24 protein-coding genes, 1 other RNA gene and 1 pseudogene are annotated in these 26,344 nt (G+C 56.5%); 16 read left to right on the forward strand and 10 right to left on the reverse strand.

The window, feature by feature from the left end:
* Positions 1-25: 25 nt before the first annotated feature.
* The 3 genes from GWQ27_RS06515 to GWQ27_RS06525 all read left to right on the forward strand — a co-directional run bounded on the left by GWQ27_RS06515 (position 26) and on the right by GWQ27_RS06525 (position 2,269).
* Entirely contained in the window at positions 26-814 is a 789-nt protein-coding gene (locus GWQ27_RS06515) for a sulfite exporter TauE/SafE family protein (RefSeq protein ID WP_275906953.1), read from the forward strand.
* Between the two features lie 101 nt (positions 815-915).
* Positions 916-1,012, forward strand: an RNA gene (ffs, locus tag GWQ27_RS06520) — signal recognition particle sRNA small type.
* 435 nt (positions 1,013-1,447) lie between these two features.
* Positions 1,448-2,269 carry a site-specific integrase gene (locus GWQ27_RS06525; RefSeq protein WP_275906954.1) on the forward strand — a complete coding sequence of 274 codons (822 nt, stop codon included), beginning with the start codon at positions 1,448-1,450 and terminating at the stop codon, positions 2,267-2,269.
* A gap of 187 nt (positions 2,270-2,456) precedes the next feature.
* Here GWQ27_RS06525 and GWQ27_RS06530 read toward each other — a convergent pair whose 3' ends face one another.
* Both GWQ27_RS06530 and GWQ27_RS06535 read right to left on the reverse strand, forming a co-directional pair.
* Positions 2,457-2,915 carry a toll/interleukin-1 receptor domain-containing protein gene (locus GWQ27_RS06530; RefSeq protein WP_275906955.1) on the reverse strand — a complete coding sequence of 153 codons (459 nt, stop codon included), beginning with the start codon at positions 2,913-2,915 and terminating at the stop codon, positions 2,457-2,459.
* A 466-nt stretch (positions 2,916-3,381) separates the two neighbouring features.
* Positions 3,382-3,762 carry a DUF2513 domain-containing protein gene (locus GWQ27_RS06535; RefSeq protein WP_265468058.1) on the reverse strand — a complete coding sequence of 127 codons (381 nt, stop codon included), beginning with the start codon at positions 3,760-3,762 and terminating at the stop codon, positions 3,382-3,384.
* An 829-nt stretch (positions 3,763-4,591) separates the two neighbouring features.
* Here GWQ27_RS06535 and GWQ27_RS06540 point away from each other — a divergent pair.
* Positions 4,592-5,351: pseudogene (locus tag GWQ27_RS06540) on the forward strand (cytolytic delta-endotoxin (insecticidal protein)).
* A 355-nt stretch (positions 5,352-5,706) separates the two neighbouring features.
* Here GWQ27_RS06540 and GWQ27_RS06545 read toward each other — a convergent pair.
* Complete coding sequence (locus GWQ27_RS06545; protein ID WP_021139302.1) at positions 5,707-6,477, reverse strand: Crp/Fnr family transcriptional regulator; 771 nt, start codon at positions 6,475-6,477, stop codon at positions 5,707-5,709.
* A gap of 413 nt (positions 6,478-6,890) precedes the next feature.
* Between GWQ27_RS06545 and GWQ27_RS06550 the strand changes: the two genes are divergently transcribed.
* From GWQ27_RS06550 to GWQ27_RS06570, 5 genes are all read left to right on the forward strand, one after another.
* A complete protein-coding gene (locus GWQ27_RS06550) occupies positions 6,891-7,226 on the forward strand; it encodes a hypothetical protein (protein WP_238138523.1) in 336 nt (111 codons plus the stop codon).
* Complete coding sequence (locus tag GWQ27_RS06555; RefSeq protein ID WP_059167700.1) at positions 7,226-7,672, forward strand: phage holin family protein; 447 nt, start codon at positions 7,226-7,228, stop codon at positions 7,670-7,672. Before GWQ27_RS06550 ends, GWQ27_RS06555 begins: the two co-directional genes overlap by 1 nt.
* Positions 7,673-8,124: 452 nt before the next feature.
* Entirely contained in the window at positions 8,125-8,274 is a 150-nt protein-coding gene (locus GWQ27_RS06560; RefSeq protein WP_111906204.1) for a lmo0937 family membrane protein, read from the forward strand.
* A 317-nt stretch (positions 8,275-8,591) separates the two neighbouring features.
* Complete coding sequence (locus tag GWQ27_RS06565) at positions 8,592-8,903, forward strand: BON domain-containing protein (protein ID WP_011898735.1); 312 nt, start codon at positions 8,592-8,594, stop codon at positions 8,901-8,903.
* Between the two features lie 552 nt (positions 8,904-9,455).
* Positions 9,456-10,472: a diguanylate cyclase gene (locus GWQ27_RS06570; protein ID WP_275906956.1), complete on the forward strand. Its 1,017-nt coding sequence runs from the start codon at positions 9,456-9,458 to the stop codon at positions 10,470-10,472.
* Positions 10,473-10,500: 28 nt separating this feature from the next.
* Here the strand turns inward: GWQ27_RS06570 and yjfF are convergent, their stop codons facing one another.
* From yjfF to GWQ27_RS06595, 5 genes are all read right to left on the reverse strand, one after another.
* Positions 10,501-11,514, reverse strand: coding sequence for a galactofuranose ABC transporter, permease protein YjfF (gene yjfF / locus GWQ27_RS06575; RefSeq protein ID WP_275906957.1), 1,014 nt, complete (start codon positions 11,512-11,514; stop codon positions 10,501-10,503).
* Positions 11,507-12,529: a galactofuranose ABC transporter, ATP-binding protein YtfT gene (gene ytfT / locus GWQ27_RS06580; RefSeq protein WP_275906958.1), complete on the reverse strand. Its 1,023-nt coding sequence runs from the start codon at positions 12,527-12,529 to the stop codon at positions 11,507-11,509. The genes yjfF and ytfT overlap by 8 nt, the downstream gene beginning before the upstream one ends.
* An 8-nt stretch (positions 12,530-12,537) precedes the next feature.
* The gene (locus GWQ27_RS06585; protein WP_345893538.1) at positions 12,538-14,070 is read right to left on the reverse strand and encodes a sugar ABC transporter ATP-binding protein; all 1,533 of its coding nucleotides are present in this window, start codon (positions 14,068-14,070) and stop codon (positions 12,538-12,540) included.
* A 59-nt stretch (positions 14,071-14,129) separates the two neighbouring features.
* Positions 14,130-15,089, reverse strand: a complete 960-nt coding sequence (gene ytfQ / locus GWQ27_RS06590) for a galactofuranose ABC transporter, galactofuranose-binding protein YtfQ (RefSeq protein ID WP_021139292.1) — start codon at positions 15,087-15,089, stop codon at positions 14,130-14,132.
* A gap of 278 nt (positions 15,090-15,367) precedes the next feature.
* Complete coding sequence (locus GWQ27_RS06595; RefSeq protein WP_275906960.1) at positions 15,368-16,246, reverse strand: LysR family transcriptional regulator; 879 nt, start codon at positions 16,244-16,246, stop codon at positions 15,368-15,370.
* A 165-nt stretch (positions 16,247-16,411) separates the two neighbouring features.
* On the opposite strand from GWQ27_RS06595, the gene GWQ27_RS06600 reads away from it, so the two are divergent.
* Positions 16,412-17,848: a glycoside hydrolase family 1 protein gene (locus tag GWQ27_RS06600; RefSeq protein WP_275906961.1), complete on the forward strand. Its 1,437-nt coding sequence runs from the start codon at positions 16,412-16,414 to the stop codon at positions 17,846-17,848.
* Positions 17,849-17,939: 91 nt separating this feature from the next.
* Here the strand turns inward: GWQ27_RS06600 and GWQ27_RS06605 are convergent, their stop codons facing one another.
* Positions 17,940-18,698, reverse strand: coding sequence for an SDR family oxidoreductase (locus GWQ27_RS06605; RefSeq protein ID WP_275906962.1), 759 nt, complete (start codon positions 18,696-18,698; stop codon positions 17,940-17,942).
* A gap of 130 nt (positions 18,699-18,828) precedes the next feature.
* Here GWQ27_RS06605 and GWQ27_RS06610 point away from each other — a divergent pair, with 130 nt between their 5' ends.
* From GWQ27_RS06610 to GWQ27_RS06620, 3 genes are all read left to right on the forward strand, one after another.
* The gene (locus GWQ27_RS06610; RefSeq protein ID WP_275906963.1) at positions 18,829-19,761 is read left to right on the forward strand and encodes a LysR family transcriptional regulator; all 933 of its coding nucleotides are present in this window, start codon (positions 18,829-18,831) and stop codon (positions 19,759-19,761) included.
* A gap of 154 nt (positions 19,762-19,915) precedes the next feature.
* A complete protein-coding gene (gene nfo, locus GWQ27_RS06615; RefSeq protein WP_159166472.1) occupies positions 19,916-20,761 on the forward strand; it encodes a deoxyribonuclease IV in 846 nt (281 codons plus the stop codon).
* Between the two features lie 33 nt (positions 20,762-20,794).
* Positions 20,795-21,781 carry a Gfo/Idh/MocA family oxidoreductase gene (locus GWQ27_RS06620; protein WP_275906997.1) on the forward strand — a complete coding sequence of 329 codons (987 nt, stop codon included), beginning with the start codon at positions 20,795-20,797 and terminating at the stop codon, positions 21,779-21,781.
* Between the two features lie 98 nt (positions 21,782-21,879).
* Here the strand turns inward: GWQ27_RS06620 and GWQ27_RS06625 are convergent, their stop codons facing one another.
* A complete protein-coding gene (locus GWQ27_RS06625) occupies positions 21,880-22,809 on the reverse strand; it encodes a LysR substrate-binding domain-containing protein (protein ID WP_275906964.1) in 930 nt (309 codons plus the stop codon).
* Between the two features lie 99 nt (positions 22,810-22,908).
* Here GWQ27_RS06625 and GWQ27_RS06630 point away from each other — a divergent pair, with 99 nt between their 5' ends.
* From GWQ27_RS06630 to GWQ27_RS06640, 3 genes are all read left to right on the forward strand, one after another.
* Positions 22,909-23,901 (forward strand): TDT family transporter, encoded by a 993-nt coding sequence (locus GWQ27_RS06630; RefSeq protein ID WP_275906965.1) that lies wholly within the window; start codon positions 22,909-22,911, stop codon positions 23,899-23,901.
* Positions 23,902-24,176: 275 nt separating this feature from the next.
* A complete protein-coding gene (lpxM, locus tag GWQ27_RS06635) occupies positions 24,177-25,166 on the forward strand; it encodes a lauroyl-Kdo(2)-lipid IV(A) myristoyltransferase (RefSeq protein WP_234592942.1) in 990 nt (329 codons plus the stop codon).
* A 133-nt stretch (positions 25,167-25,299) separates the two neighbouring features.
* Positions 25,300-26,295 (forward strand): lipid A biosynthesis acyltransferase, encoded by a 996-nt coding sequence (locus tag GWQ27_RS06640; RefSeq protein WP_059114068.1) that lies wholly within the window; start codon positions 25,300-25,302, stop codon positions 26,293-26,295.
* The last annotated feature ends 49 nt before the right edge of the window (positions 26,296-26,344 follow it).

The following is a 26,344-nucleotide window of genomic DNA, read 5'->3' on the forward strand; positions in this document are numbered from 1 at the left end:
GGCGCTGCCTCGGGAAGGAATGTTTATGCTGTTTATGGGTTATCTGTTGCTGGGCGCGTTTGCTGGCATGCTGGCGGGACTGTTCGGCATTGGCGGCGGTCTTATCATAGTGCCCGTGCTGGTGGTGAGCTTCAGGGCCATGGGATTTGAGCCCGACATCATCACCCATCTGGCGCTTGGCACCTCGTTGCCCACCATGATCTTCACCGGTTTCAGCTCGCTGCGGGCTCACCAAGAGGCAGGTGCGGTCGACTGGATGATGATACGGCGCCTCGGGGTCGGCATGCTGATTGGCGCCTGGCTCGGTGGCATGACCGCCAACCAGCTCAGTGCCGGCACCCTCAATGTCATCATCGGCTGTTTCGCCTGGGCCATGGCATTGCAGATGGGGCTCAACCTCAGGCCAAAGGCGGAGCGCCATCTGCCCGGCCCAGTGGGAACCGGCATAGCGGGCACCCTCATCGGCTGGATGTCGGCACTGTTCGGCATCGGCGGCGGCTCGCTGACAGTGCCTTATCTCTGCTGGAACAGCGTACCGATGCGCAACGCGGTTGCAGCCTCTGCGGCCTGCAGCATGCCCATAGCGCTGGCGGGCAGCCTCAGCTACCTCTACGCCGGCTGGGGTCATGCTGACTTGCCCGAGTGGAGTGTCGGTTTCATCTATCTGCCCGCCCTGCTCGGCATAGTGCTCACCAGCACCCAGTTTGCCCGGGTGGGCGCCAGGCTGGCACATCGACTTTCTCCCAAGCGGCTCAAGCAGGCCTTCGCCCTGCTGATGTTGCTGGTCGGGGCGAAATTCATGCTGTTTAGCTGACTCATTCGGCAGATTGTTGAAAAATAAGGCAAACGGTACGCCCGCAGGCAGAAAGCCATTGCAATGAAATGGGACTTTGCTATTCTCCTCGCCGGTGGTCCCATTGGTCCTCTCGCATTGATAACTCGTCAACCTGGTCAGGACCGGAAGGTAGCAGCCAAGGCGGGGGACTCGAGTGCCGGGATGTGGCTGGTGGGGCCACCACCTGTTTCTGCAATTCAATAAGTTACGACTAACAACCCCCTTCCGACCTCTTGGTAATCCACTTTGTGTGGATGAATCAGGAGTCTTCATAGTGAATCTCTGGCTCAGTCCTCAAGGTATCTGGTACTACCGCAAGGTGACCGTGCTCCCCTGTGGTCGCCGCAAAGACATCAAGAAATCTCTCCGTACTCGGGACAAGCTGGTCGCTCGTGAACAAGTGGCTCAGTTGCTCGCCTGTGCGCGTTCTCGGGGAAAGCCTGAGACTGTCCAGCCAGAACCTCAGCCAAGCTCCCTGCCGGAGCCTCAGCGGCTACCGCAACAGACACCATCTGCGACCATGCCAGCCCCTCAGTCAGTCCCTGCGGCTCCTTCTGCCATTGCATCCCTGTACTTTCAGAACTCAGTGAGCGTTACCTGAAAGAAAAGGCGTTGTCCTGGGCACCAAAAGAGCTCAGCAATCAGAAGAACTACATCGGTTACTTCATCAAGGCGCTGGGGGACAGACCTCCAACAGCGTACAGCAAGGCTGATGTGGTCAAGTTCAAGGACGAGCTACTGAACTCAGGGAAGAGCCCGACGACTATCAACAAGTATCTCCAAAAGCTCTCTCTGCTGTTCGTCTGGTTATCGAACCACCACGAGGGGATCGTCAATCACTTCGCTGGACTCAAGTTACAGCGGGTCAAAGAGGTCAATGCTCGAAGCGGGTACACATCTGCGGAGAAACAGCTGTTGATCCAGTGGGCGAAAGAACAGCAGCCATACCGCAAGTGGATAGCGTTGCTCGGCCTGTATACCGGAGCGAGAGCTAATGAGATTTGCCAGTTGTACGCAGACGATGTGCAGCAAGTCGACGAGGTATGGTGCCTGAACATTAGAGACAACCGCCCAGACCAGAAGCTCAAGACGGCCAACAGTACCCGCCTGATCCCTATTCACTCCTCGCTGATTGCTGGTGGCTTTATTGGCTATGTGCAGGAAAGGGCAGGGGGGCGGCTGTTCCCTGAGCTACCTCATCGACAAGACGGTTACAGCCATCTTTGGGGGCAGTGGTTCAGTCGTCATCGTCCTGTAGACAAAGACTTCCACAGCCTGCGGCATACAGTGGCAACAGCGTTAAAGGATCATGGTGTACCGCTACAGTATGCGGCGGCCATTTTGGGCCATACCAACGGGGCGATCAGTTATGACCGATACGGTGGTGGGGTTGCCGTCGAGAAGCTATTGGCTGCTATAGAAGCGGCACTATGAACGGGATCGTCTGGGTAATCTGCCTTGGCGGTGAGAACAGGAAGGTGAATAAGAGGTCTGGCCGTGTGCAGGTCTGGAAGACAGGGCCGAGGTTTGGCTATGTGGACGAGTACGGTAACTGAGCTAACCAGAAGCAAGCCCAGTTACCTAATCACTAAAGCGTACTCATAGAGCAATCGCACCTGAATTAGGAACCGCTGCGTGAAGCGAGCAAGGGGCTTACATTGCGAAGATCAGCATACGTTGTGTTATGCACGATTGGGACAAGCTGGTTACCCGCTAATAGAGCTGAAAGCTCTTTGTCAGCAACCCCCTCTTTGGGCAGTCTTTCCAGAAGCGAAGGGGTAACAAGCACAAGCCCAATTCGGGAGTTTGCCAAACCCCTGTCGATTGCCCGCATCATCGGAACACCAAGACCAAGATCCTTCTCACTGAACCAGACTTTGACTCCCGCCGCTTCAAGCAGATCATGTAGCTCTTTGGCCGCGCCTTTACGGTCATCCCACGCATGACACAAAAATACATCACGAAGGTCTGGCTGTGCTGCTGCTCTTGTTTCTACGGTTTCACGGATTGGTGTGAGTGATGTCACTTCATTGGGAGTGTAGAAAACTACGGAACCGGCTTTTGACCAGCTAGGTTTCACACTACGGCTGCTGCTTCCCGATGAAGATGATGAAGGGCTGTAGCCACCGTAACTACTACCACCATAACTACTACCGCTGTATCCGCCACCGTAACTTCGACTTTTATTACGACAAGCAGGACAGGCAGCCGCTGCCGCAGCTGAACTATGTCCCCGAACTGGTGCTGTACATTGAGCCATGTTTCAATTCTCCCTTACAACTCTATCGCGTATTGGTCGTCAAATTAATTGACTAAATTTCAACAACTTATAGCAGGTTGACTCAGTTGTTGCACGAAAGCACGGTTATAACCCAAATGGGTATTAGAGGGCAATTGAATGATCACTCAATAGCAACAGGCCTCACGCGAGGCCAATAAAAATCCTTAGTCTGGGCTTTGCTGGTGTACTCCTGCTTGAAATCTTCAGGTCTATCTGTGCCCCACAGGGGCCAAGATTTCAAGCAGGAACGCGGATAGAAGTGATGTTACGCAGATAACCCTAGCATTGACGTCATTGCAGCAGCAGCCACCGCTTTGATTGTCTCGAAGGTCATGTCGAGCCCCTTGGTTGTAAAGGTCTCTTTAGTCTTGTTCCACACGGTATCGCTGCGGGTTGCGTCTAGGAATTCATGGCCTGTCCATGTAAGGCGGGTCGCGGTGAAGTTAATGGGACCACGACCAAGAACTCGGCTCATTTTCCCTTCAACTAGCCCCGCTTCAATCAGCAACTCCATGTGGTAGGAGATTGTATAAGCGGCATTCGCATCGGTAAGCTCAAAATTCCCAAGTGACAAGTAGTGGTCTGTGTTTGGTAATCCTTCTAATTTGGTGAGTAGATCTCTTACGGTATCCCAATCACGCTTCATCTTCTGTCCTTGTTATTACACGGCTGATACCAAGCAGCCGCCGACCTTCTTACCTTCGTTTGACCCACGGTGGTTATGGTATGCACGGCAGTAATCAATTGCGTCCCCTCGTGTTTCCACCATGTACTGGTCCCTTATTCCGGCGCGGTTGAACACCTTCCTGATTTCCGCCTCTACGTCCTCTCTAGTGCCATGAATTTGCACGACACGGTGGGTATTCCCTGACTGGCGATAGAAGGTGAGCTGGAAAGAAGTGACCCCATCAAATCGAGACCAAGCGTCAGCGGCGTCAACCACTTGGGTTTCAACCTTAGACGATGAAAAAGCCCACCCAAGCAGGGCAAGTAGTAGTCCCCCGCCGAGGGCTATCAAGGTATTCGTAGCTTGATCCATGTGGGTTCTCAGTCAGATCCAGACAAGATGGCATCTTACCCAATAGGGACCCTTCGGTAAATTTGGAAAAAACTGTGAGTCCACTCTTGAGGATTAAACCGCCAGCCAATACCCCCCGTAGGGGTCCCCTGCATCAGCCTGCCGCTCGCCCTATACATCAGTCTCCATAACTGCCTGAGCGGCAGCCTGTCCTTCTGCTTGTCCGTACCCTAAGCCATCCCAGCGCCAGCACATAGAAGATCCCCAGCGCCATCCTGTGGTCCTCCTTTCTCTATGCCTGCTGTGGTCCCAGCATCCCCATCACTCGATCACCCTAGGTCTGTCCTCTCGCCCATCACGCTGTTGTCCTAGCTCTGCCCTGTAGTCCATAAAGGTATACCTTACTGGCCGTTGAACACCACAGTCAGCAATCACAAGACAACACAAGGACGAATCAATGAATACCACAGTTGATAAAGTGAAAAACGTTGTGACTCGAAACACCTATGTTTCGCTGAGTGCGAGTGCGGACCAGATTAACTTCAACGAGATCTTCTCCATCACGGATCCCAACATTGCCCCCCAGGCGTTTGCGATGGCGCAGGTTTTCCAGCAGGCGCTGGTGCCCACTGATGACAAGAAGTCGCTTCGCTTTGATGTGCAAACAGCCATAAACCTCATCAAAAAAGCATCCTGAAATGGCGGTGATCAACTTCACCGATCAAGTGGTCGAACAATCCAACTCAGCCGTCCAGTTGATGGTAGACAAGGTGCTGGAGATATTGAGCAAGGTGTTGGGAGTCGTGCTTGGTGCAGCGCCGAAGCAAAAACTGACCGAGTCGATCGCGAGTGCGTTCACCGGCCTGGATGAACAAAAGAATGATGCCTGGATTTTCTGGGAGCACACGACAGCCCACAAGACTACCTATCAATACAACATCCTGTTCGGGGTCCAGTCCAAAGAAACCGGCCTGTTCCTCTATGGCCTGCCGATGGGGATGGAGATCACCGTCGATATCGAAAAGGAAAAAGTCCTTTTCATCACGCTGAAGGACAAAGAGTCCTACCGTGTACATCTGCAATCGCTCTCTGTTGTTGAGATGATCAAGGCGCACAGCAACCTGAAGCTGGCAGCGAAAGCTGGCGGGAAGGATCCGCATCAGGAAGCGCAAGAGTTCTTCGCTCTGCAGAAGAAAAAAGAGCCGGTCCGCATCTAATTACCGACATGCCTCAACCAAAACGCCCTTCTGTGAAGGGCGTTTTTTTATCTGGTGTCATGTGGTGATGTTCTTCTTCCATGTCAAACACAGCCAATACAGCGTGACGCAGGTTGTGTCGAGGGAACCTTCATTACATAACAACAGCCGAGTCATGCTCGACATGAAGGGGATGTTGGAGCGTAAAGCCAGCGCTCTCCTTGGGTTGTGTCGCGCTAGCCTGGGTTATCTCATGTGTTTCTGGCTCACTTGCCAAGGCGCAAGGTATCTGCGCCCATGCCTACAGCGGCCGTTATGAAGGACTAAAAAAGCCCTCTCAGGCGCCAGGCAACCTTATGCACGTCTGGCCCAGTCGTCAGCCGCTATGAGTGACGCACTCAAGGGGCTTGGGTATTGGCACTGACTTGGTTGACGAGTGCATATAGGGGAGCAGACGTTCGGTTTCTTTCTTCACCACCGAGTAGCATTCACAGCTTAATCGCTCGAGTTTGGGACGATCCAGCACAGTGATTTGGCCCCGGCGATATTCGATGACGCCCAGTTTTTGCAGTTTCCCTGCCGCCTCAGTGACGCCTTCACGGCGAACACCCAGCATATTGGCAATCAATTCCTGAGTCATCGTCAACTGGTTGCTGGGCAATCTGTCCAGCGATAGCAACAGCCAGCGGCACAGTTGCTGATCAATGGAGTGATGGCGATTGCAAACCGCCGTTTGTGCCATCTGAGTCAACAAGGACTGAGTGTAACGCAGCATCAGATGCAACAAATCGCCGTGGACATTGAACTCGGTCTTCAACAGCTGTCCTTTCATGCGGTAGGCGTAACCTGCGCTTTGCACAATGGCACGATTAGTGGTGCTTTCTCCGCCCATAAACAGCGCGACACCAATCAATCCTTCATTACCGACGACGGCAATTTCGGCAGATGCACCGCTTTTCATCACGTACAAGAGTGAAACGATGCAGTCGAGAGGAAAATAAACATGGTGAAGCGTATCACCTGATTCATAGAGCACCATGCCTAAAGGAAAGTTCATCAACTCAAGATGGGGATGCAATCTGCTATATGTGTCAGCTGATAGCGCAGCCAGCAGGTGATTCTGCTGGGGATGATAATTATCAGTCATACATATTCCAAATGTTAAACAAAACTTTCACCAGCCTATCATAGTCACAGATTGTTTACCTTCGGTATGTGCGCTATCGCACATAGAGAAATATATAAACGTGATGAGAACTAAACAAGGGCATTTTATGTGCTCTACCGTACAGACTAGCCTGACTGGCAGGATTATTATTTTGAGTGACAAGGAATATATTTACAGTCAATTTCATAGCGTAGTGACAGGGAGGTGGCGGGCTGAAAAGAGCCTCCCTGAATAGTGTTTATCCATTCACTCCTGCGTTGCCCCTTGTCTTATGTAACACCGCCAGACAATATTTCAATTCATGGCCTGTGTCCTTTCACCAAGTATCATGTTGTCAGGTCGGATCGTGATTATTTCATCCGCCCTTTGTCATATTGAACGGGAGAGTAATAATGAGTGAACAAAAGCAAGTCATGTCAGGCGAAAGTGTTTCTGATTCGGTTGAGGATACCAGCAAGAAGTTGCATGACGCTGTCGACAGTGCATCCAAGACCGTTCATCCTGCGTTGGATAATTTGAGCGAGCGTTCCCATCAAACGGTAGATAAATTAGCTGACGTTGCTATGAATGTTGCCGAATCCATTGAACAGAAAAGCGATAGTCTGCGAGAAATGAAAATGAAGCTGTTCGACCAGTGTCGTACACAGATTAATGACAAGCCGCTCATGGCGCTCGGTATTGCCATCTCCACCGGATTTTTAGTGGGTTGGTTACTGAAGAAGCGTTAATGAACACGGAACGAACCACAGAGAGTGCGCCCATTCCTGACGCAGAATTGACACCGACGGAGTCGGTGTCAATTACCAGCCTGGCGACCTCGGTTTTTGGACTGCTTGGTGAACAACTGCAAGAGCGATTGCAGTTGTTCAGGCTGGAAGTACAACAGGCAGTGAGCAGCCTGATTGGCATGCTTGTCTGTGGTCTGGTCGGGGCTTTTTTATTAGTCAGCTTGTGGTTGATGTTGGCTGCGGCCTCACTATGTTGGTTACTCGAGCAGGGAATGGCTACGAGTAGCGCCTTATTCATCATCAGTGTGGGCAATGGACTCGCCATTGGCGGGGTCATGATACGGTATCGTCGTTATCAGCAGAATATATGTATCGATGCGGTGGCGACCAGCAATGCACCCGTGCCATCAGACGAGTCCTCAACCATGCCTGGAGCACCTTTATGAAGCTGCCTGTAGCGTGTCATACCCGCCCCCTTGTTCAAGGCTCCCGCCGGGAGAAGATTGCCATCTTGCGGCAGCGACTGCAGTCCCGTCAGTTGACGATAGTCGGGCTGTCCCATCTCATGAAGCAGACACTGCAAACGAGGCTCACTCATCCTCTTGTGCTTTGTTCTGCTGCCTGCGCGGGTTTTGTGCTTGGTTATGAGGGACCGCAAAGGCGAGGCGCGCCAGTCACAACCGGCAGAGTGACGTCAAGTTTGGCATCGGGAATAGATATGTTTCTGCTGGTGTCACGACTGTTTGGTCAGCCAGAACAGAAAAACAAAGACATGTCACACCGTCAATAACAGATGGCAGAATGGCCATATGTTATATTCATGTTCATGAATATATGCTTGCTTAAGCACGGTTATTATAATTCATGAGCAATCACAACCCATTATTTAGGAGAGTATATGCTATATACCCTTGCTATAGTGATGCTTCTGCTTTGGGCTGTTGGTCTGGTAACAGCCACCACCCTTGGTGGTTTCATTCATGTGCTGCTTGTTATCGCGGTAGTTGTTGTTTTACTTCGTATTATTCAAGGTCGTCGAGTGCTATGACATAATCTGACGTGTGCGCTGGTGAATATACTAATGTTAACCAATTTTAGATGTCACATTATGAATGTGGTGGTCAGTTAACTGAGCCGTTATGTTCGTTAGCGCACAGACGACAAGATGATATAGCCGTAAATTATAATGTAGCATGCCAATCAATAAGGTGCTGGCTGCTTGGCTCGACAAGCGTGAGTGTGTGGTTATCGTTATTCACAGTAACGCTATACAGAGTTCTGGCACTCACAGACACCATGTTCTAATGAAGCATACATTTCAGTTTTTAATTTGAAATGTTTAACACTATTTGGAGTAAACATTAAATGAAAACTACAAATCGCTTTTCAATTCTGTTGGCTATCGCCGTTCTGGTCACTGCGGTCGGTTGTGCATCAACTAAAAATAAAGCAGGCACAGGTGAATACTTGGATGACTCTGTGATTACTACCAAGGTTGTCACAGCTATCTTCAATGATCCGGACCTGAAATCAGCCGAGATCAATGTAGAGACCTTTAAAGGTGTCGTACAGTTGAGTGGTTTTGTTAAAGATAGCGCCAATATCAATAAAGCCGTTGTTGTCGCCAAAGGTGTCAACGGTGTCACCTCTGTCAAAAATGATCTGCGCTTGAAATAAGGCAGTGACAGTCACTATCCAAGTTGCCTAATCCAATGACTTGGCTCCTGAATATGCCCCGGGGCGGATCTTGTTATGTGATCTTCCCCAGGTCGAAAAGGGCACGCTGATCACCATGTAAATATGTCTTGGTCAGTTTGATAGCGAGGCCGAACGTTGAATTTATGCTCCTGTTCCGGGAGCATTTTTATATCTATTGATGCTGCATTTTCCCGGGATTTTTCCTGTCATCCGGTGGTGATGAAGGGTGTCAGGTGGTGGCCGATTGCTTCAACGACGTAGGGTGGGTCGATCTGGTGCGCGAAGGCTCCGACTGCGTAGTACGGGTGGGCGCGCTGGGATCCTCGAGTCTGGTGGCCCGCCTCCAGTGAATGAGTTTGGCGCTAATTGAATCGCGACGTCTCTTTTAGAGACGCATTTGGATTTGATGTCAAATTTGATATTTGATGATTTGCTCATTATGAGATCTGGCCACGATCGCTTGGCTAGTCGGGTTCCGTTTCACCTGTCATATTTAAGGCGGTGGCCCAGTGCCGTGAGCGGAGCAAGTCTATGCGGGTGGAACGTCAGCGTCTTATTCGTTCATTGTTTGATGAATACATAGAAATGTATTCGGCACGTGATGTTCGTCTTGTTACCCGGTTTAGTGACAATTTCAGTGGCTATGCAGGCAGTAGTGACCAGCTTGTCACCGATAGGGAAGAGTGGATACGCATCACTCGCAAAGATTTCGCACAAATCCCCGAGCGGATCCATATCGAAATGCTGGATCTGTCATTGCAAGATTTGGCAGAGGATGTGGTCGTCGCGACCGGTTTTTTCCACATTCACCTGCCCATACCTGACCATATCTTGTCGCGGGAGACGGCCAGGTTGGTGTTGATCTTCCGCCACGAAGAGGGCGAGTGGAAAATCGCCCATAGCGGGATCTCGCTTCCCTACGGGTTGGCGCAGGATACCGAAGTCTATCCCGTGGCGCGCTTGTGCGAGCGCAACCTCGAACTGGAACGCATCATTGAGATCCGCACTCATGAGTTGGCCGAAGCCAATCGGCAGTTGGAAATCCTGAGTAACACAGATGCCCTGACCAACATTGGCAATCGACGCCTGTTCGATCACATCCTGCAGCAGGAGTGGAACCGCGGGTTGCGCAGCGGCATTCCACTGGCCTTGATCATGCTCGACATCGATCACTTCAAGCAATTCAACGATCACTATGGTCATCTGGCCGGGGACAGCTGTCTGCGGGCGCTGGCCCAGGCGTTGTCACAGTCCGGGCGCAGGGCAGGGGAGCTGGTGGCCCGCTACGGCGGTGAGGAGTTCGTCATCTTGTTGCCCAGCATGAACATGCAGACGGCGTTTGCCACGGCGCAGCATCTTCACCGTCTCATCCTTACACTGGCCTTGCCACGGGCTGACTCGCCGCTGGGGATAGTGACCGTCAGTTTCGGGGTGGCCAGTTTGCAGCCTTCCACCACCCAATCAGCCATTGAACTGGTGCAACAGGCGGATGCCGCCCTCTATCACGCCAAATTGGCTGGCCGCAATTGCATCGCACTGAGCGAGTAACAAGGCGGTACGTTCTCACTCCACGCCATTATCTGGGGGCACTCTCGATGGAGGCCTGCCGCTTGAAAAGCACGGGTTTGCTGGTTTTTCGATGTTCCGAAAATACGATCAGCATGCGCTGCAGGGCGATGAAGCAAAACAGCAGCAGGCCTATGATGATCTTGGTCCACCAGGAGCTGAGGGTGCCGTCGAAGTTGATATAGGTCTGGATCAATCCCTGGATCAAGACGCCAAACAGCGAGCCAAAGACGGTGCCTACGCCACCACTGAGCAAGGTACCGCCAATGACCACGGCGGCGATGGCATCGAGCTCGACCCCGACAGCGGCGAGCGGATAGCCCGCCGAGGTATAGAGCGCAAACACGATGCCCGCTAGGGTCGCCAGTGTGGTGGAGAGCAGATAGATGCGGATCGTTGTCTGGCGCACCGAGATCCCCATCAAGGCTGCCGAGGTGGCATTGCCGCCGATGGCATAGACGTTGTTGCCAAAGCGGGTTCGATTGGCGAGCAGCATGCCAAGTAACACCACCGCCAGCATGATCAGGGCCAGCAGGCTCAAGCGCCCACCGCCCGCCATCTTCCATGACAGACTCGACAGGTAGGTAAAGGTCGGATGATCGATGGGCAGGGATTGCTCCGAGATGAGGAAGCTTGCCCCCCGCAGAAAGAACATGCCCGCCAGCGTGATGATAAAGGCCGGGATCTTCAGGGTATCGATCAGCCAGCCCATGAGGGCACCAAAACTGGCTCCCAGCATCATGACCAGGGGGATGGCCAGACAGGGGCTTACCCCCAGATCGCCAATGAGCTTGGCGAGCAAGACCCCGGTAAATGCGATCACGGCGCCCACCGACAGATCGATGCCGCCAGAGAGGATCACGAAGGTCATGCCCACGGCTACTATGCCAAGAAAGGCATTGTCGGTCAGTATGTTGCAAATGATGCGGGTAGATAAAAAGGCGGGAAAGGAGGCAAGGCACACCAGATACCCGACCAGAAACACCATGATGGTCACCATCAAGGGAAGATTGCGTTTAAACATGGCGAGCCCCTCGGGAAAACAGGTGATTGAGTGCAGGGGATTGCATGACGAGCACCGCCAGCACCACCATGGCCTTGACGATTTGATTCCACTGGGGCTGATAGCCGGAGAGCAGAATGCCGGTGTTCACCCCTTGAATGATCAGTATGCCGATCAGGGAGAGTGCGAGGTTGAAGCGTCCTCCCATCAGCGAGGTTCCCCCTATCACCACCGCCAGAATGGCATCCATCTCCAGCCAGAGGCCGGCGTTGTTGGCATCCGCTCCCCTGATGTCGGCCGCCACTATCATGCCGGCGACGGCAGCCAGCATGCCACTCAGCAGATAGGTGGCGATCACCACCATGGGAGTATTGAGGCCGGCATTGTTGGCCGCCTTGATGTTGATCCCCACGGCTTCGATGAAGAGCCCGAGCGCGGTGCGCTTGGTCAACAACCAGATGAGCAGCGCCGCCCCCAGGGTGATGATGACAGGGGTAGGAAGATAAAAGAGTGACCCGCTGCCGAGCCAGGCCAGGGCCTCGTTGTTGAAGGTGATGATCTGCCCCTGCGTGATGAGCTGGGCGATACCGCGTCCCGCCACCATCAGGATCAGGGTTGCCACTATGGGCTGGATCTTGAAGACAGCGACCAGCACCCCATTCCACAAGCCGCATAAGAGCCCGACCCCGAGCACGGAGCACAGAATGACGGGAATGCTGTGGTCGCCGGTGGCCATGCTTGCCATGGTTGCGCCGCTGATCGCCATCACGGCACCCACCGACAGGTCGATGCCGCCAGTGGCAATCACCAGTGTCATGCCAAGGGAGAGCAGGGCCACAGGGGCGCAGCGGTTGAGAATGTCGATCAGGCTGCCGAACAGGCGGCCATCCTGAATATGGATGGCGAAAAAATTGTCGGCGACCAGGGCGTTGATGAGCAGCACGCAGAGCAAGGCCACGCATTGCGCCGTGCCTGTGGGCAAATATCGGCTGGCCCGCGCTCGCCGGATGGGGATGGGTAGTATGGATGACGTCATATCAGGCCTCACATGGCAATGGCGTTCATGATGGCAGGGACAGACAGCGCATCGGTTGCCAGCTCTGCCACCTGTTTTCTGTCTCGCAATACGATCACCCGATCGGCATAACTCACCAGCTCCTCCAGCTCCGATGAGATGACCAGCAGCGCCAGGCCATTGGCACAGAGTGATTCGATCAGGCGGATGATCTCGGCATGGGCCCCCACATCTATGCCCCGGGTGGGTTCGTCCAGGATCAGAAACTGCGGTTTGGTCAGCAGCCAGCGGGCCAGCAGCACCTTCTGCTGGTTGCCCCCTGACAAGAACTGGATCGGCTGCTCCGGACCCGGGGTCTTGATCGCCAGCTGTTCAATGAAGCGCGCCGTGATCTCGTCCTGCTCCTTGCGTGACAGGGGATGCAGCCAGCCCCGCTGGGCTTGCAGGGCCAGCACCATGTTCTCTCGCACCGAGGCCGAGGCGATGATGCCGGCGTTCTTGCGATCCTCCGGGCAAAAGCCAAAGCCGCTGGCGGCGGCCTGACGAGCGGAGCGGATTGAGGTGACCTTGCCGCGCACCCGGCATTCGCCACTGTCACTGGGCTGAATGCCAAACATCAGCTCGGCGGTTTCGGTACGACCCGACCCCAGCAAGCCAGCCAGACCGACGATCTCCCCCGGCATGACGTCCAGGCTGAAGGGGGCTATCACCCCTTTCTTGCCATAGTGTTTGAATGACACTGCGGGGTGGCTGCTGCGCAGGGTTTTGCCCGCACGCTGGAGCGCATTCTCGGCCAGCTCGCGCCCCAGCATCATCTTGACCAAGTCCAGCTGCGGCAGTGTGGCGGTTTCACGGGTGCCGACCCGCTCACCATTGCGCAGCACAGTGATGCGATCGCTGATGTCGTAGACCTGGTCGAGAAAATGGGTGATGAAAATCAGGCTGACGCCCTTGTCTCTCAAGCTGCGCATGATGGAAAACAGCATCTGCACTTCGCTGGTATCCAGGCTCGCCGTTGGTTCATCCAGGATCAGGATCTTCGCTGACAACGAGATGGCCCTGGCGATGGCGACAATCTGCTGCATGGCGACCGAGTAGTGCCCCAGTGGCAGCGAGACGTCCATTTCGAAACCGTGGCTGGCCATGATGGCGCTGGCTTGCCGTGACATGCTGGCCCGATCGATGAGGCCAAACCGACGGGGTTCATGGCCGATGAACAGATTGTCGGTCACCGACATATTGGGGAGCAGGTTGACCTCCTGATAGACGGTGCCAATCCCCAAGCGCTGGGCGTGGGCCGTGCCCGTGGGGGCTATCAGGGCACCATCCAGCTCGATGCGACCCGCATCACCTTGATAAACCCCTGTGAGGGTTTTTACCAGGGTGGATTTGCCCGCCCCATTTTCGCCGAGCAACGCCATTATCTCTCCCCGACGCAGTGAGAAATCCACCTGGTGCAGCGCGCGAACTCCGGGAAATGTCTTGCAGATCCCGGTGGCGTTTAATATGAGTTCATGATGATTATCTGGCATGAAAATAGGCACTCCGGTATAGCCGGCCATATAAGAGGTTGTACCTATATGGCCGGCTATTAAAAGGACTGGCTCACGACGGGCGTGACTTAGTAACCCATGCTCTTTTTCATGTCGAGCTGGGCCTGTGCACTGTCAGGCTGGAACAGAATCGACGCTGTCTTGATGTGTTTGGGGGGCAGGCTGCCATCTTTTTTATAAGCCAGTAGCGCGTCAAAGGCGGGGCCTGCCATGTTCGGTGTCAATTCCACCGAGGCATTGGCTTCACCGGCGATCATCGCCTTGAATATATCCGGCACGCCATCAATTGAAATGATTTTGATGTCTTTACCCGGTTTCAGTCCGGCCTCTTTAATCGCCTGAATGGCACCGATGGCCATGTCGTCGTTATGGGCATAGACGGCACAAATATTCTTGCCATTATTCTCGGCCTTGATAAAGCTCTCCATGACCTCTTTGCCCTTGCTGCGAGTAAAGTCGCCTGATTGGGTCCGGATGATCTTGATGGTGGGTACTTTGGCCACGGTATCGAGGAAGCCTTTTTTGCGATCCAGCGCTACGCTGGCGCCAACAGTGCCTTGTAACTCAACGACATTGCAGGCTTTTCCATCGAGTTGTCTGACCAGCCAGTCTGCAGCCACAGCCCCTTCATGCACGCTGTCTGCGGCGACGCCCGTCATGAAGAGCGAGTCATCTTTCACAGTAATATTGCGATCCAGCAAGAAGACGGGAATATCCGCCTCTTTGGCCTCTTGCAGCACGGGTTCCCAACCGGTCTGGACGACGGGGGCAATAAAGATGGCATCCACACCCTGGGCGATGAATGAGCGAATGGCCTTGATCTGGTTCTCCTGTTTTTGCTGGGCATCTGCAATTTTCAGTGTGATGCCACGTTTCTCTGCTTCTGTCTTGGCCACCGAGGTTTCAGCTGCCCGCCAGCCAGACTCGGAACCAATTTGAGAGAACCCCACCGTCATGTCGGCAGAATAAACAGTTCCCGAGAGCAAGACTGCACTGATAATTCCCGCCAGCTTCATCTTTTTATACATATGACACTCCTTTGTGATGCGTTTTTAAATAAACAGGGCTGAGCCAAATTGGTTATTGTGCCAACCAAGAGTAGAGGCTTCTTTTTTTAGCGGCGGGAGCTGGTTCACAGAAAATTTTTGGCAGCATAATTCTTCATACAAACAGCAGGTAAGTTCATATATTCAGCAGGGGAGCTGTTGATTTATTTGCCTATTTATTTCGATCCCTGACCATTGTGTCCAGAGCCGGCGGATGAGGGGCCGTCAACAGCCGTGCTGTCAGCGCCGCAGGCGCAGGACTAGTACGGCTCTGACTTCAGCTCGCTCATGGGGGAGACAACCTGCCAGAAGGCGTCGATGAGCGGGCCCTTGCTGTGGGGCGGGCGGATAAGGCCTATGGTCCAGCTCGCTTCGCGCTCGGTGAGAGGCAGGGTGAGCACATCCGGGTGCTCTATGGTGGTGGAGGAGGGCACCAGGGTCCAGGCGATGCCGGCGGCGGCGGTGGCCACCCCGGCGGCGAAGTCGTTCACATACTGGATATCGCGAAACCGCAATCCGCTCTGGGCCAGGTAGTTCATCAGGTGATCGTAAAACGAGGGCGCCTTGTCCCGGCGCAGGATTGCCAGTGGTTTGTCCACTAGATCCGCCAGCTCGCTCACGCCGCTGTAACTGGCGGGCAGCACGGCGACAAAGTGGGCCTGCACCACGGGCAGGCAGTGCCACCCCTTGGGGGCGGGCAGGCGGCAGAAACCGAGATCCAGTCGCCCTTCGCTCAGGGCCAGCAGCTGGTGATGGGTGGAGAGATCATTGAGCTCTATGGTCACCTGGGGACGCTCGGCGCGAAAACAGGCGATGGCGGCGGGCACCAGTATCTTGGTGGCAACGCCAAAGCCGATGCGCAAGGTGCCGCTGTTGCCTGCCAGCACGTCACGGGCGGTGCGTGCCAGCTGTTCGCTGGAGGCCACCAGGGCGCTGGCATCTGCATAGAGCGCCCGCCCCAGCACTGTGAGCCGGGTGGTACTGGCATTGCGCTCGAACAGCTCGCCGCCAAGCTCCTCCTCCAGCCGTTTTATCTGCTTGCTCAGGGCCGACTGGGTGACATGCTGGCGTACCGCCGCCTGACCGAAGTGCAGCACTTCCCCCAGGGTAACGAAGGCTTTCAGATCTCTCAGCTCCATCCTGACTCCTTTCATTCCTGTCAGGAATGTTGAGCGGTTAAATTTGTCATTGGACGGAATTTTAGAACTGTTCGATGCTTATGCCAATTTATTTGGGGCGCCTTGAATGGGGTGCCGACTTATCAGAGATGGCTGACACCATCCGCGCAGAAGGAGCAACACCAGATGCATCACCACACGTTCAACGACTTCCCCAAGGATTTCCTGTGGGGCGCCGCCTCTGCCGCCTATCAGGTAGAAGGGGCCTGGAACACGGATGACAAAGGGCCCTCGGTGTGGGATCTCTTCACCAAGTTGCCGGGCAAGACCTTTGAGGGCAGCAACGGTGACGTGGCCGTCGATCACTACCATCGCATCGAAGAGGACGTGGCACTGATGGCCGAGATGGGGCTCAAGGCCTACCGCTTCTCGGTGAGCTGGCCGCGCATCTACCCGACCGGCCGGGGTGAGGTGAACGAGGCGGGTCTGGCATTTTACGAGAAGCTGATCGATACCCTGCTGGCCCACCAGATCGAGCCAGTGCTGACCCTCTATCACTGGGACTTGCCCCAGGCGCTGCAGGATGAATACGGCGGCTGGGAAGACAGACGCGTCATCGAGGATTTCGAACGCTACTGCGTGACCCTGTATCAGCGCTTTGCGGGCAAGGTGAAGTACTGGGTGTCCCTCAACGAGCAGAACTACAACCTGACCAATGCCTACCAGCTCGGCACCCATCCGCCTGCAGTGCAAGACAGAAAGCGCTTCTTTGCCGCCAACCACATCGCTTTTCTGGCCAATGCCAGGGTGATCAAGGCGTTTCGTCAGCACGTGCCAAACGGCCTGATCGGCCCGAGCTTTGCCTACTCGCCCGCCTATCCGGCGTCGTGCGATCCCAAAGACATGCTGGCGTTTGAAAATGCCGAGGAGTTCACCAACTACTGGTGGCTGGATGCTTACTGCTTCGGCCGCTACCCCCAGGCGGCGCTTGCTTACTTGCGGGAAAACGGCGAGGCGCCACAGATATTGCCAGGGGATCTGGAGCTGCTGCGGGAAGGCACACCGGATTACATAGGGGTCAACTACTACTACACCCTGACCTATACCGACAACCTCCTCGGCGGCCAGACCTTGCAGCGAATCAATACCACGGGGCAGAAGGGCACCACCCCCTCGAGCGGCATTCCGGGCCTCTACAAGACGGCGCCCAATCCGCATCTTGAGACCAGCAACTGGGATTGGGCCATAGACCCGACCGGGATGCGCATCGCCCTGCGCCGCCTCTCGTCCCGCTACGGGCTGCCGCTGATGATCACCGAGAACGGGCTGGGGGAGTTTGACCAGTTGGAAGCGGATGACAGCGTGCACGATGCCTATCGCATCGCCTACCTCAAGAGCCATCTCATTGCCTGTCAGCAGGCGCTGCAGGACGGGGTTGAGCTGATTGGTTACTGCGCCTGGTCGTTCACCGACATCTTGAGCTGGCTCAATGGCTACCAGAAGCGTTACGGCTTCGTCTATATCGACAGGGATGAGCAGCACGTCAACTCCTTGCGCCGCATCAAGAAAGACAGCTTCTACTGGTATCAGTCAGTCATCAGTTCGGGCGGCAAGGCGCTTTAACACATCCCCTGGTCTTGTCATACGAAAAGGCCCTGCCGTGAGGCAGGGCCTTTTGCATGGCCGTTTTCCCGCCCAATGATGGGATGGTTCTCTAGATAAACATGCCGCCCGAGGCTTCGATGCGCTGGGCATTGATCCAGCGATTGTCATCCGAGAGCAGGGCCGCTATTACGCCGCCTATGTCGTCGGGCTGGCCGACGCGCCCGAGCGCGGTCTGGCTGGCGATGAAGTCGTTGACCGCCTGGTTGTCCCGCACCACACCCCCGCCAAAATCAGTCTCGATGGCACCGGGTGCCACCACGTTGACGGCGATCCCGCGCGGGCCCAGCTCCTTGGCCAGATAGCGGGTCAGCACCTCTATTCCTCCCTTCATGGCGGCATAGGCGGCGTAACCGGGCAGCGCGAAACGGGTGAGGCCGGTCGAGAGGTTGATGATGCGCCCGCCATCGCAGATCAGGGGCAACAGCTGCTGGGTCAGGAAGAAGGTCCCCTTGAGGTGAATGTTCATGAGGGTATCGAACTGCTGCTCCGTAGTTTGCTCGAAGCTGGCGTGGATGCCGATGCCGGCATTGTTGACCAGAAAGTCGAACCGCTCCCGTTGCCACTCTCGCTGCAGCAATTGGCGCACCTCAGCCGCGAAGGCGGCGAAGGAGGCGCTGTCGGCCACATCGAGCGGCAAGGCGTGGGCTTTGACGCCGAGTGCATTGGCTTGCGCCACCACGGCAGCCGCCTCTTCGGCCTGGCTGCGGTAGGTGATGATGAGGTCGACGCCCTTGGCGGCGAGGGCAAGAGCCGAGTGTTTGCCGAGGCCGCGGCTGGCGCCTGTGATGAGAGCGATGGAACGGGTCATGGTACGACTCCTGTCAATGGGGTGGGGGCGGGCTCGAGACGAGCCGGTAGTGCCACTCTATTGGTACGTACATTATGGATAAAGAGGGTAATAATAGATGTACTGTTCCGTTTAAAGTGACAATGACGCCATGGATCAACTGGATGCGATGAGAATGTTTATGCGGGTGGCCGAGCTTGAGAGCTTCACCCGCAGCGCCGAGCAGATGTGCATGCCCAAGGCGACGCTCTCCGCGGCTATTCGACGGCTGGAGGAGCAGCTGGGAGCCCGCTTGCTTCATCGCACCACCAGGCGGGTGCAACTGACCACGGATGGCCAGCTCTGCTATGCCCGCTGTCAGGCGTTGCTGGCCGATATGGAGGAGTTCAATGGGCTGTTTCGGCCGCATGGGCAACTCAGCGGCCAGCTGCGGGTGGACATGCCAAGCCGGATGGCGCGTCATCTGGTCATACCGGCGCTGCCTGCCTTTCTGGGGGCCCACCCCGACCTGCAACTGATGCTGAGCAGCACGGATCGGCGTGTCGATCTGGTACGCGAAGGCTTCGACTGTGTAATACGGGCGGGGGAGCTGGAATCTTCGAGTCTGGTCGCCCGTCCCCTGGGCCACTACCGCCAGATCAACTGCGCCAGCGCCACCTATCTGGCCAGTTACGGGGTGCCGCAGACCCTGGCGGATCTGGCGGGGCACCGACTGGTCCACTATGGCGCCGTGCCGGGGGACAGGGAGGCCGGTTTCGAGTACTTGCAGGCAGATGGCTCTCGCGCCGTGCTGGCGATGGCCGGCGCCCTCACTGTGAACGACAGCGAAACCTATCTGGCCGCGGCGCTGGCGGGGCTCGGGATCATCCAGATGCCGCGAGTCGGGGTAGAGGCACTGCTCGCCAGTGGGGAACTGGTCATGGTGTTGCCCCAGTGGCAGGCGCCTCCTTTGCCCATTCATGCTCTCTATGCCCATCGTCGTCAGCTCTCGCCCAGGGTGCAGGCCTTCATTCACTGGCTGGGCGGTGTGCTGGAGACGGCGCTCGCCAGTGAACCTGCCCCGGCATTGTCGAGCGGCCAGTGACGGGGCGCCTCCCTCTGTCATGCACGACATCGGTGGTCAGATGCTCTGGTCGGGCTCTCTATAGTGGTAATCGAAAGTGATCATCGAAGATCCCGGTTTGGCGCGGGCGGGGCAGATAGGCATAATGGCGCTCTCACAGAGCAGAGGAGATCTCATGAAATATATCGGAGCCCACGTCAGTGCGGCCGGCGGGGTGGAGAACACCATAGCCCGCGCCCAGGCCATCGGTGCCAACGCCTTCGCCCTGTTTACCAAGAACCAGCGCCAGTGGCAGGCGGCGCCGCTGTCCGAGGCCAGTATCCGAGCCTTCAAACTGGCGTGCGAGAAAGCCGGTTTTCGCCCGGAGCAGATCCTGCCCCACGACAGTTACCTCATCAATCTGGGACATCCCGATCCCGACGGCCTAGCCAAGTCTCGCGATGCGTTTCTCGATGAGATAAAGCGCTGCGAGCAGCTCGGGCTTTGCTACCTCAACTTCCACCCCGGCAGCCATTTGAAGCAGATCCCGGAAGCGGCCAGCCTTAGACTGGTGAGCGAATCCATCAACTGGGCGCTGGAGCGCAGCCAAGGGGTGACGGCCGTGATAGAGAACACAGCCGGGCAGGGCACCAACCTCGGCTGGTCGTTCGAACACCTGGCCACCCTCATCGACGGGGTGGAGGACAAGAGTCGGGTCGGTATCTGCTTCGATACTTGCCACGCCTTCGCCGCCGGTTACGACTTGCGTACCCCTGAGTCCTGCGCTCAGGTGTTTGCCGATTTCGATCGCATCGTCGGCTTCCAGTATCTCAAGGGGATGCACATCAACGGCGCCAAGTGCACCTTCGGCAGCCGGGTCGATCGCCACCACAGCTTGCGTGAAGGCAATCTGGGGGAGGCGGTATTCCACCACATCATGAATGACGACCGTTTCGATGGCATTCCGCTGATCCTGGAGACCATAGACGAGACGATCTGGGGCGACGAGATCAGTTGGTTGCGCAGTCTGGCAAAGGCGTAAAGCGCCGTGGCCACCGCATAAGGAGCAATGATGATGCAAGAAGAGTCACACGCGCGGCCACTGCGCTGGGGCATTGCCGGGGCGGGGGCCATTGCCCGTCGCTTTTGCAAGGACGTGAATGAGCACGCCAGTCTGGGACAGGTGGTGGCGATCGCCGCCCGTGATCAGGGGCGAGCCCGGGACTTTGCCGAGGAGCAGGGATTGCCCCTTGCCTATGGCAGCTACCAGGCGCTGGCGGCAAGCAGCGAGGTGGAGGCCGTCTATGTGGCGGTGATCCACCCGGAGCATGCCGACCTGATCAAGCAGATGTTGCTGGCGGGCAAGCACGTGCTGGTGGAAAAACCGGCGGTGACTCAAGTAGCAGACTGGGATGCGCTGGTGCAGCTCGCCCAGGCCCGTGGCCTGCTGCTGATGGAGGCCATGAAGGTGATGTGCTTCCCCGCCATGCGCGAATTGCTGCGGCGACTCGGCGCCTTGCCTGCCCCCAATCGGCTGCAGGCGGCCTTCGGCTCGGTGCAGGAGAGGTCCGGCAAACTGTTTGATCCCGCCTTGGCCGGGGGCGCTGCCTGGGATGTGGGTGTCTATCCGCTCTGGCTCTACGCTGCCATCTGTCACCAGCTGGGGCTGGCTGCCGGTGAGCCGCAGGTCGCTCTTTCCCGCCAGACGGGCGAGGTGGACGAGGCCGCCAGCTTCCGCTTTGCCGGCCCCCTCGCGGCCGAGCTGGATGCCTCCATCGTCCAGGATCTCGACAAGGCGGCGTATCTGGGCGGCGAGGGCTGGGCCCTGCAACTGGTCGGCAAGTGGTGGAACCCCCAGCAGGTACGCTGGGTCACGGGGGATCCCTTGCCTGCCTGGCCGGGAGACATAGAGGCGCAGGTAGCGGGCGGTGGCATGCAGCACGAGGCGGATCATTTCGCCGCCTGTGTCAGGCAGGGATTGAGGGATTCCCCCTGGGTGCCGCAGGCCCTGACCAGACAAGTGCTGGGGTGGGTCGAGCGTGGTTTGCAACCCGCACCCTGATAACGGATGGACAGAGAGGGCGCCTGGGCGCCCTCTCTTTTTTTGTCTGGGCAAGGGGTAAGCCAGTTGATCGGGCGCGATTATCGAGTCCGATCATCTTATTGCGCTTTTGCCCGTGTGGTTATGTCCGCCAGGGGTTGAGGCAGGGCCCCCTCTTGCGCGCGGCAAAACTGCAGAAAGCGGCGCAGGGTGGCGGAGTGGTATTTCTGCCGGTGCCAGATGAGGGAGAGCTGGCGGGGAAAATGCCGGGCAAGGGAGAAGGCCACCAAACGACCGGCCTGCAACCGATCCGACACTGCCAGGCGGGAAATGAAGGAGATCCCCAGCCCCTTTTCAACCGCCAGCATCACGGCCTCCAGGGTGTTGAGCTCCAACCCTGCCTGCCAGCGAGGCAGCCCGGGCTGGATCTGTTGCTCGAATTGCTCGCGGCTGCCTGACTGTGGCTCGCGCAGCACCCAGGTTTCATCGCTCAGCTGGCTGAGCGACAGGCGACTGCGCCGGGCGAGGGGATGATCAGGATGAGCCACGATCAGCATCTCGTCATTGAGCCAGGGTTCACTCACCAGATCAGCATGGTGGTTCTGCCCCTCTATCAAGGCCAGATCCAGCTCGAAGTTGGCCAGCAAATGGCAGAGCTGGTGGGTGTTGGTGATGGTGACCCTGGGCGGCAACCCCAGCTCCTGTTTGCTGCTGGCCAGCAGGGTTGGGAGCAGGTAGTTGCCTATGGTCTGGCTCGCTCCCAGACGCAACTGGCCGCTTGGCTCTGCATCCGGGCTGAACAGGGTTTCAATATCCAGCATCCGGGTCAGCAGCTCTTCGGCGGCCGGTTGCAGCAAGCGTCCCTCGTTGTTGAGCTGCAATCTGGGGTGAATGCGGTCAAACAAGGGGGTGGCGAGCTGGCGCTCCAGTTCCTGCAATGATTGGGAGACGGCGCCCTTGCTCAGGCAGAGCTCGTTGGCGGCCAGCCCCAGATTGCCGTAGCGGGCTATGGTGGCGAAGACCTTGAGTTGTTGCAGGGTCAGTTTCATGTTTGGTTTACCTGAACAATTGATTCAATTCATTTAGATATCGTAAACGATAGCGGCGCTTTATCCTATGCTCATCGTCTCTCACAAGAGGTTTCAGCCATGATCGCAAGAACTCGTCAATCCTTAGGCAAGGCACCGACCCCCATGGCGGGCCTGGCACTCGGGATCGCCAGTCTCGGTTGGTGCTGGGAAAACGCCGGTCAGTTCGATGGTCGCCTGCAACTGCTGGGCGCCGCCGTTGCCGCCGTGCTGCTGGTGATCCTCACCTTCAAGTTTCTGCTTCATCCACGCCTGCTGTGGCAGGATCTGGCTCACCCTGTGGTGGGCAGCGTTGTGCCCACCTATGCCATGGCCACCATGGTGGTCTCCAAGGCGGTCGGCATGCTGGCCCCCGGTCTGGGCGAGGGGCTCTGGTTGTTTGCCGTTGCGCTGCATCTGCTGTTTCTGGCCACGTTTGTCTGGCACAGAGCCAGGCAGTTCGAGATCCATCACATGGTGCCGAGCTGGTTTGTGCCACCGGTGGGCATCATAGTGGCTGACGTGGCCTTTCCGGGTGGCCAGTTTGCCGCGCTGGCCGACGGCCTGCTCTGGTTCGGTATGCTCTGCTACGGCCTGATGTTGCCGCTGATGCTCTATCGCCTCATCTTCAGCCATGAAGTACCGGATGCCGCCAAGCCGACCATCGCCATTCTGGCGGCCCCTGCCAGTCTGTCACTCGCCGGTTATCTGACCGTGACCGAGGATCCTTCCTTGTTGCTGGTGGCCGTGTTGCTGGGGATCGCCATTCTGATGACCTGCATCATCTATCTGGCGTTTATCAAGTTGTTGCGCCTGCCGTTTTCACCTGGGTATGCCGCCTTCACCTTCCCGCTGGTGATAGGTGCCACCGCCCTGTTCAAGGTGAGCCACCTGCTGGCGCAGTGGCCACAAGCAACCCACTATGTGGAGCAGGTCAATCTGCTGGCCCACTTCGAACTGGGTGCCGCCACCCTGATCGTCGGCTATGTGGCCTTGCGCTATCTGATGTTCTTCCTGCCACTAAGGGAGATCAACATGGATCACGGCATCGCCCGACACGGCGCCCGCCGCTAGGCACGACTCTCCTGGAGAGACTCGGGGTAAGGGGTCAGTCTACGAGAAGGGCATGCGTGTACGACATGCTCCACTGGCCAGAAGTAGTGAGAGCGCTCCGCCATGGGTGGAGCGCTTTTTTGTCTGCGGTTAAGTGTTGAAGGAGACTTTTTTTGCCGCTGGGAAATCCATTTTTTGAACCAGCGCTCACCCTGAGGTGCTCACGATGAATTTCACTGGTATTACCTGTCAGGACGAATACAATGCAACCCCATTTTCTTCGTTTGACCTCATTCATGTCTTCCCAAGATCCTGTGTTTGATTCCTCTTTTCAGACCCGTTTATTGCGACCGCGTTACTGGCCAAGCTGGTTGGCACTCGGCGCACTCTGTGTGCTCGCCTTCGTGCCGCCCCGCTGGCGTGACAAGCTGGCAGAATGGCTGGCGCCGCTGGTGGTTAAGGTCTCCAAGAAACAGATCTACATCGCCAAAACCAACCTCGATATCTGCTTTGCCAACAAGAGCCAGGCCGAGCGTGATGCCATCCTGATGACCTCCATCCGCATCGGTCTCAAGACCCTGCTTGGATTTGGTGAATTTACCGTGCGCAGCCCCGCCTACCTGATGAAGCGCATCCAGGTGAGGGGCTGGGAGCATATCGAGGCGGAGCAGGCCGCCGGCCGCCCCATGATACTGGTTGTGCCCCATAGCTGGCCGGTCGATGCTGCCGGTTACTACTTCACCCAGCGTGGCGTGCCCATGTGCGCCATGATGAAGAGTGCCCGCAATCCGGTATTTGACTGGCACATCAATCGGGAACGAGCCAAGAATGGTTGCCGTGTCTATGAACGCAGTGCCGGCATCAAGTCGGTGATCAGAACCGTCAAGCGTGGACACAGTTTCTTCTATCTGCCGGACCAGGATCATGGCCGTGAGGCGAGCATCTTTGCGCCCTTCTTCGGCTATCCCAAGGCAACCCTGCCTGCTCTGCCGCGGTTGGTGCAGGTCAGTGGTGCCAAGGCAGTGCCCATGCTGGCCTGCTACGATGAGGCCAAGTACTGCTACCGTCTGGAGATAGAGGCGCCGTTTGCTGATTACCCCAGCGCCGATCTGATGGCGGACACCTGCCGCATGAACAACATGATTGAGCAGCAACTGACTCGTGATCCGGGCCAATACATGTGGTTTCTCAAGATTTTTGATACCCGTGAAGAGCAGGAAGGGTCGGACGGCCTCTATGAAGAAGGGATCAAGCGGATCCGTGGCGATCTTCCTCCCGGCGCCTGACCTGTCATCGTGATCATGGCCCTGCGGGGCCATTTTTATTGGGTACGAGTCTGTGTGTTGGTAAGACCACTGCACCCCAAAGTGGAAAAAATTGTCAGGATAATTAAAATAACCGTTTATTTTCTATGACTTGATGGCGGCGATGTCTTCACACGATCCGGTTTTTGATACCTCATTTCATGCCCGTCTGCTCCATCCGCGCTGGTGGGGCAGTTGGCTGGCGCTTGGCTTTTTGTGTCTGTTGGCATGGGTGCCTCACGGCGTGCGTGGGCGTTTTGCCAATGCCGTGGCCCCGGCTTTGCTGCGACTTTCCAAAAAGCAGGCCTACATTGCCGAGACCAATCTCAAGATCTGTTTTCCCGAGCTGGATGCCGCAGGGCGCCGTACCCTCTTGCTCAAAGCGATCCGGACCGGTCTCAAGGCATTCATGGGCTTTGGCGAGCTGACCCTGCGCAGCTCCGCGCATCTCAAAAGCCGCATCAAGGTACGGGGCTGGGAGCATATAGAGGCGGAGCTGGCCGCCGGGCGCACCATGATACTGGTCGTGCCTCACACCTGGGCGGTGGACATGATTGGCCGCTACCTGACCGATGAGGGTCTTGCGCTCTGTACAATGATGAAGAGCCCGAAAGATCAGGTATTTGACTGGTATATCAACCGCGAGCGATCCAAAGCCGGCAAGGTGTATGAGCGCAGTGTCGGCATCAAACCGGCCATCAAGGCCATCCGCAGCGGCTACAACTTCTTCTATCTGCCGGATCAGGATCATGGTCGTGAGAAGAGCATCTTCATCCCTTTCTTCGGTCACCCCAAGGCAACGCTGCCGGCCCTGCCCAAGCTGGTGAAGCTGACCGGTGCCCGTGCTGTGCCCATCCTCGCCTGCTATGACGAAGATGAAGAGTGCTACCGGCTTGAGATTGAACCCCCGTTTGATCCATATCCCACGGACGATTTGACCGCAGACGTCAATGCCATGAACCGCATGGTGGAGCAGCAGCTGAGCCAGTATCCAGAGCAGTACATGTGGTTTCTCAAGATCTTCGAAACCCAGGAACATCAAGAAGGGGAGGATGGTCTCTACGAAGAGGGGATTAAGCGGATCCGCAGCGGTCTGCCACCCGAACCCTGAAGGGAAAGACACTGGCTGGCGACCTGAGATGACAGCGGTGACAAGCGCT

Origin of the sequence: Aeromonas sp. 5HA1 (assembly GCF_029237245.1) — a bacterium.
Lineage (GTDB): Bacteria > Pseudomonadota > Gammaproteobacteria > Enterobacterales > Aeromonadaceae > Aeromonas > Aeromonas salmonicida.

What these genes read in the sequence shown, in the direction of transcription:
- GWQ27_RS06610 (WP_275906963.1), top strand. Translation starts at nt 18,829, where the DNA reads ATGGATCAACTGGATGCGATGAGAATGTTTATGCGGGTGGCCGAGCTT.
- GWQ27_RS06595 (WP_275906960.1), bottom strand. Translation starts at nt 16,246, where the DNA reads ATGGAGCTGAGAGATCTGAAAGCCTTCGTTACCCTGGGGGAAGTGCTG.
- ytfT (WP_275906958.1), bottom strand. Translation starts at nt 12,529, where the DNA reads ATGACGTCATCCATACTACCCATCCCCATCCGGCGAGCGCGGGCCAGC.
- GWQ27_RS06605 (WP_275906962.1), bottom strand. Translation starts at nt 18,698, where the DNA reads ATGACCCGTTCCATCGCTCTCATCACAGGCGCCAGCCGCGGCCTCGGC.
- GWQ27_RS06625 (WP_275906964.1), bottom strand. Translation starts at nt 22,809, where the DNA reads ATGAAACTGACCCTGCAACAACTCAAGGTCTTCGCCACCATAGCCCGC.
- GWQ27_RS06585 (WP_345893538.1), bottom strand. Translation starts at nt 14,070, where the DNA reads ATGGCCGGCTATACCGGAGTGCCTATTTTCATGCCAGATAATCATCAT.
- GWQ27_RS06550 (WP_238138523.1), top strand. Translation starts at nt 6,891, where the DNA reads ATGAGTGAACAAAAGCAAGTCATGTCAGGCGAAAGTGTTTCTGATTCG.
- lpxM (WP_234592942.1), top strand. Translation starts at nt 24,177, where the DNA reads ATGTCTTCCCAAGATCCTGTGTTTGATTCCTCTTTTCAGACCCGTTTA.
- GWQ27_RS06555 (WP_059167700.1), top strand. Translation starts at nt 7,226, where the DNA reads ATGAACACGGAACGAACCACAGAGAGTGCGCCCATTCCTGACGCAGAA.
- GWQ27_RS06600 (WP_275906961.1), top strand. Translation starts at nt 16,412, where the DNA reads ATGCATCACCACACGTTCAACGACTTCCCCAAGGATTTCCTGTGGGGC.
- GWQ27_RS06630 (WP_275906965.1), top strand. Translation starts at nt 22,909, where the DNA reads ATGATCGCAAGAACTCGTCAATCCTTAGGCAAGGCACCGACCCCCATG.
- ytfQ (WP_021139292.1), bottom strand. Translation starts at nt 15,089, where the DNA reads ATGTATAAAAAGATGAAGCTGGCGGGAATTATCAGTGCAGTCTTGCTC.
- GWQ27_RS06640 (WP_059114068.1), top strand. Translation starts at nt 25,300, where the DNA reads ATGGCGGCGATGTCTTCACACGATCCGGTTTTTGATACCTCATTTCAT.
- GWQ27_RS06570 (WP_275906956.1), top strand. Translation starts at nt 9,456, where the DNA reads ATGCGGGTGGAACGTCAGCGTCTTATTCGTTCATTGTTTGATGAATAC.
- GWQ27_RS06565 (WP_011898735.1), top strand. Translation starts at nt 8,592, where the DNA reads ATGAAAACTACAAATCGCTTTTCAATTCTGTTGGCTATCGCCGTTCTG.
- GWQ27_RS06535 (WP_265468058.1), bottom strand. Translation starts at nt 3,762, where the DNA reads ATGAAGCGTGATTGGGATACCGTAAGAGATCTACTCACCAAATTAGAA.
- nfo (WP_159166472.1), top strand. Translation starts at nt 19,916, where the DNA reads ATGAAATATATCGGAGCCCACGTCAGTGCGGCCGGCGGGGTGGAGAAC.
- GWQ27_RS06515 (WP_275906953.1), top strand. Translation starts at nt 26, where the DNA reads ATGCTGTTTATGGGTTATCTGTTGCTGGGCGCGTTTGCTGGCATGCTG.
- yjfF (WP_275906957.1), bottom strand. Translation starts at nt 11,514, where the DNA reads ATGTTTAAACGCAATCTTCCCTTGATGGTGACCATCATGGTGTTTCTG.
- GWQ27_RS06620 (WP_275906997.1), top strand. Translation starts at nt 20,795, where the DNA reads ATGCAAGAAGAGTCACACGCGCGGCCACTGCGCTGGGGCATTGCCGGG.
- GWQ27_RS06560 (WP_111906204.1), top strand. Translation starts at nt 8,125, where the DNA reads ATGCTATATACCCTTGCTATAGTGATGCTTCTGCTTTGGGCTGTTGGT.
- GWQ27_RS06545 (WP_021139302.1), bottom strand. Translation starts at nt 6,477, where the DNA reads ATGACTGATAATTATCATCCCCAGCAGAATCACCTGCTGGCTGCGCTA.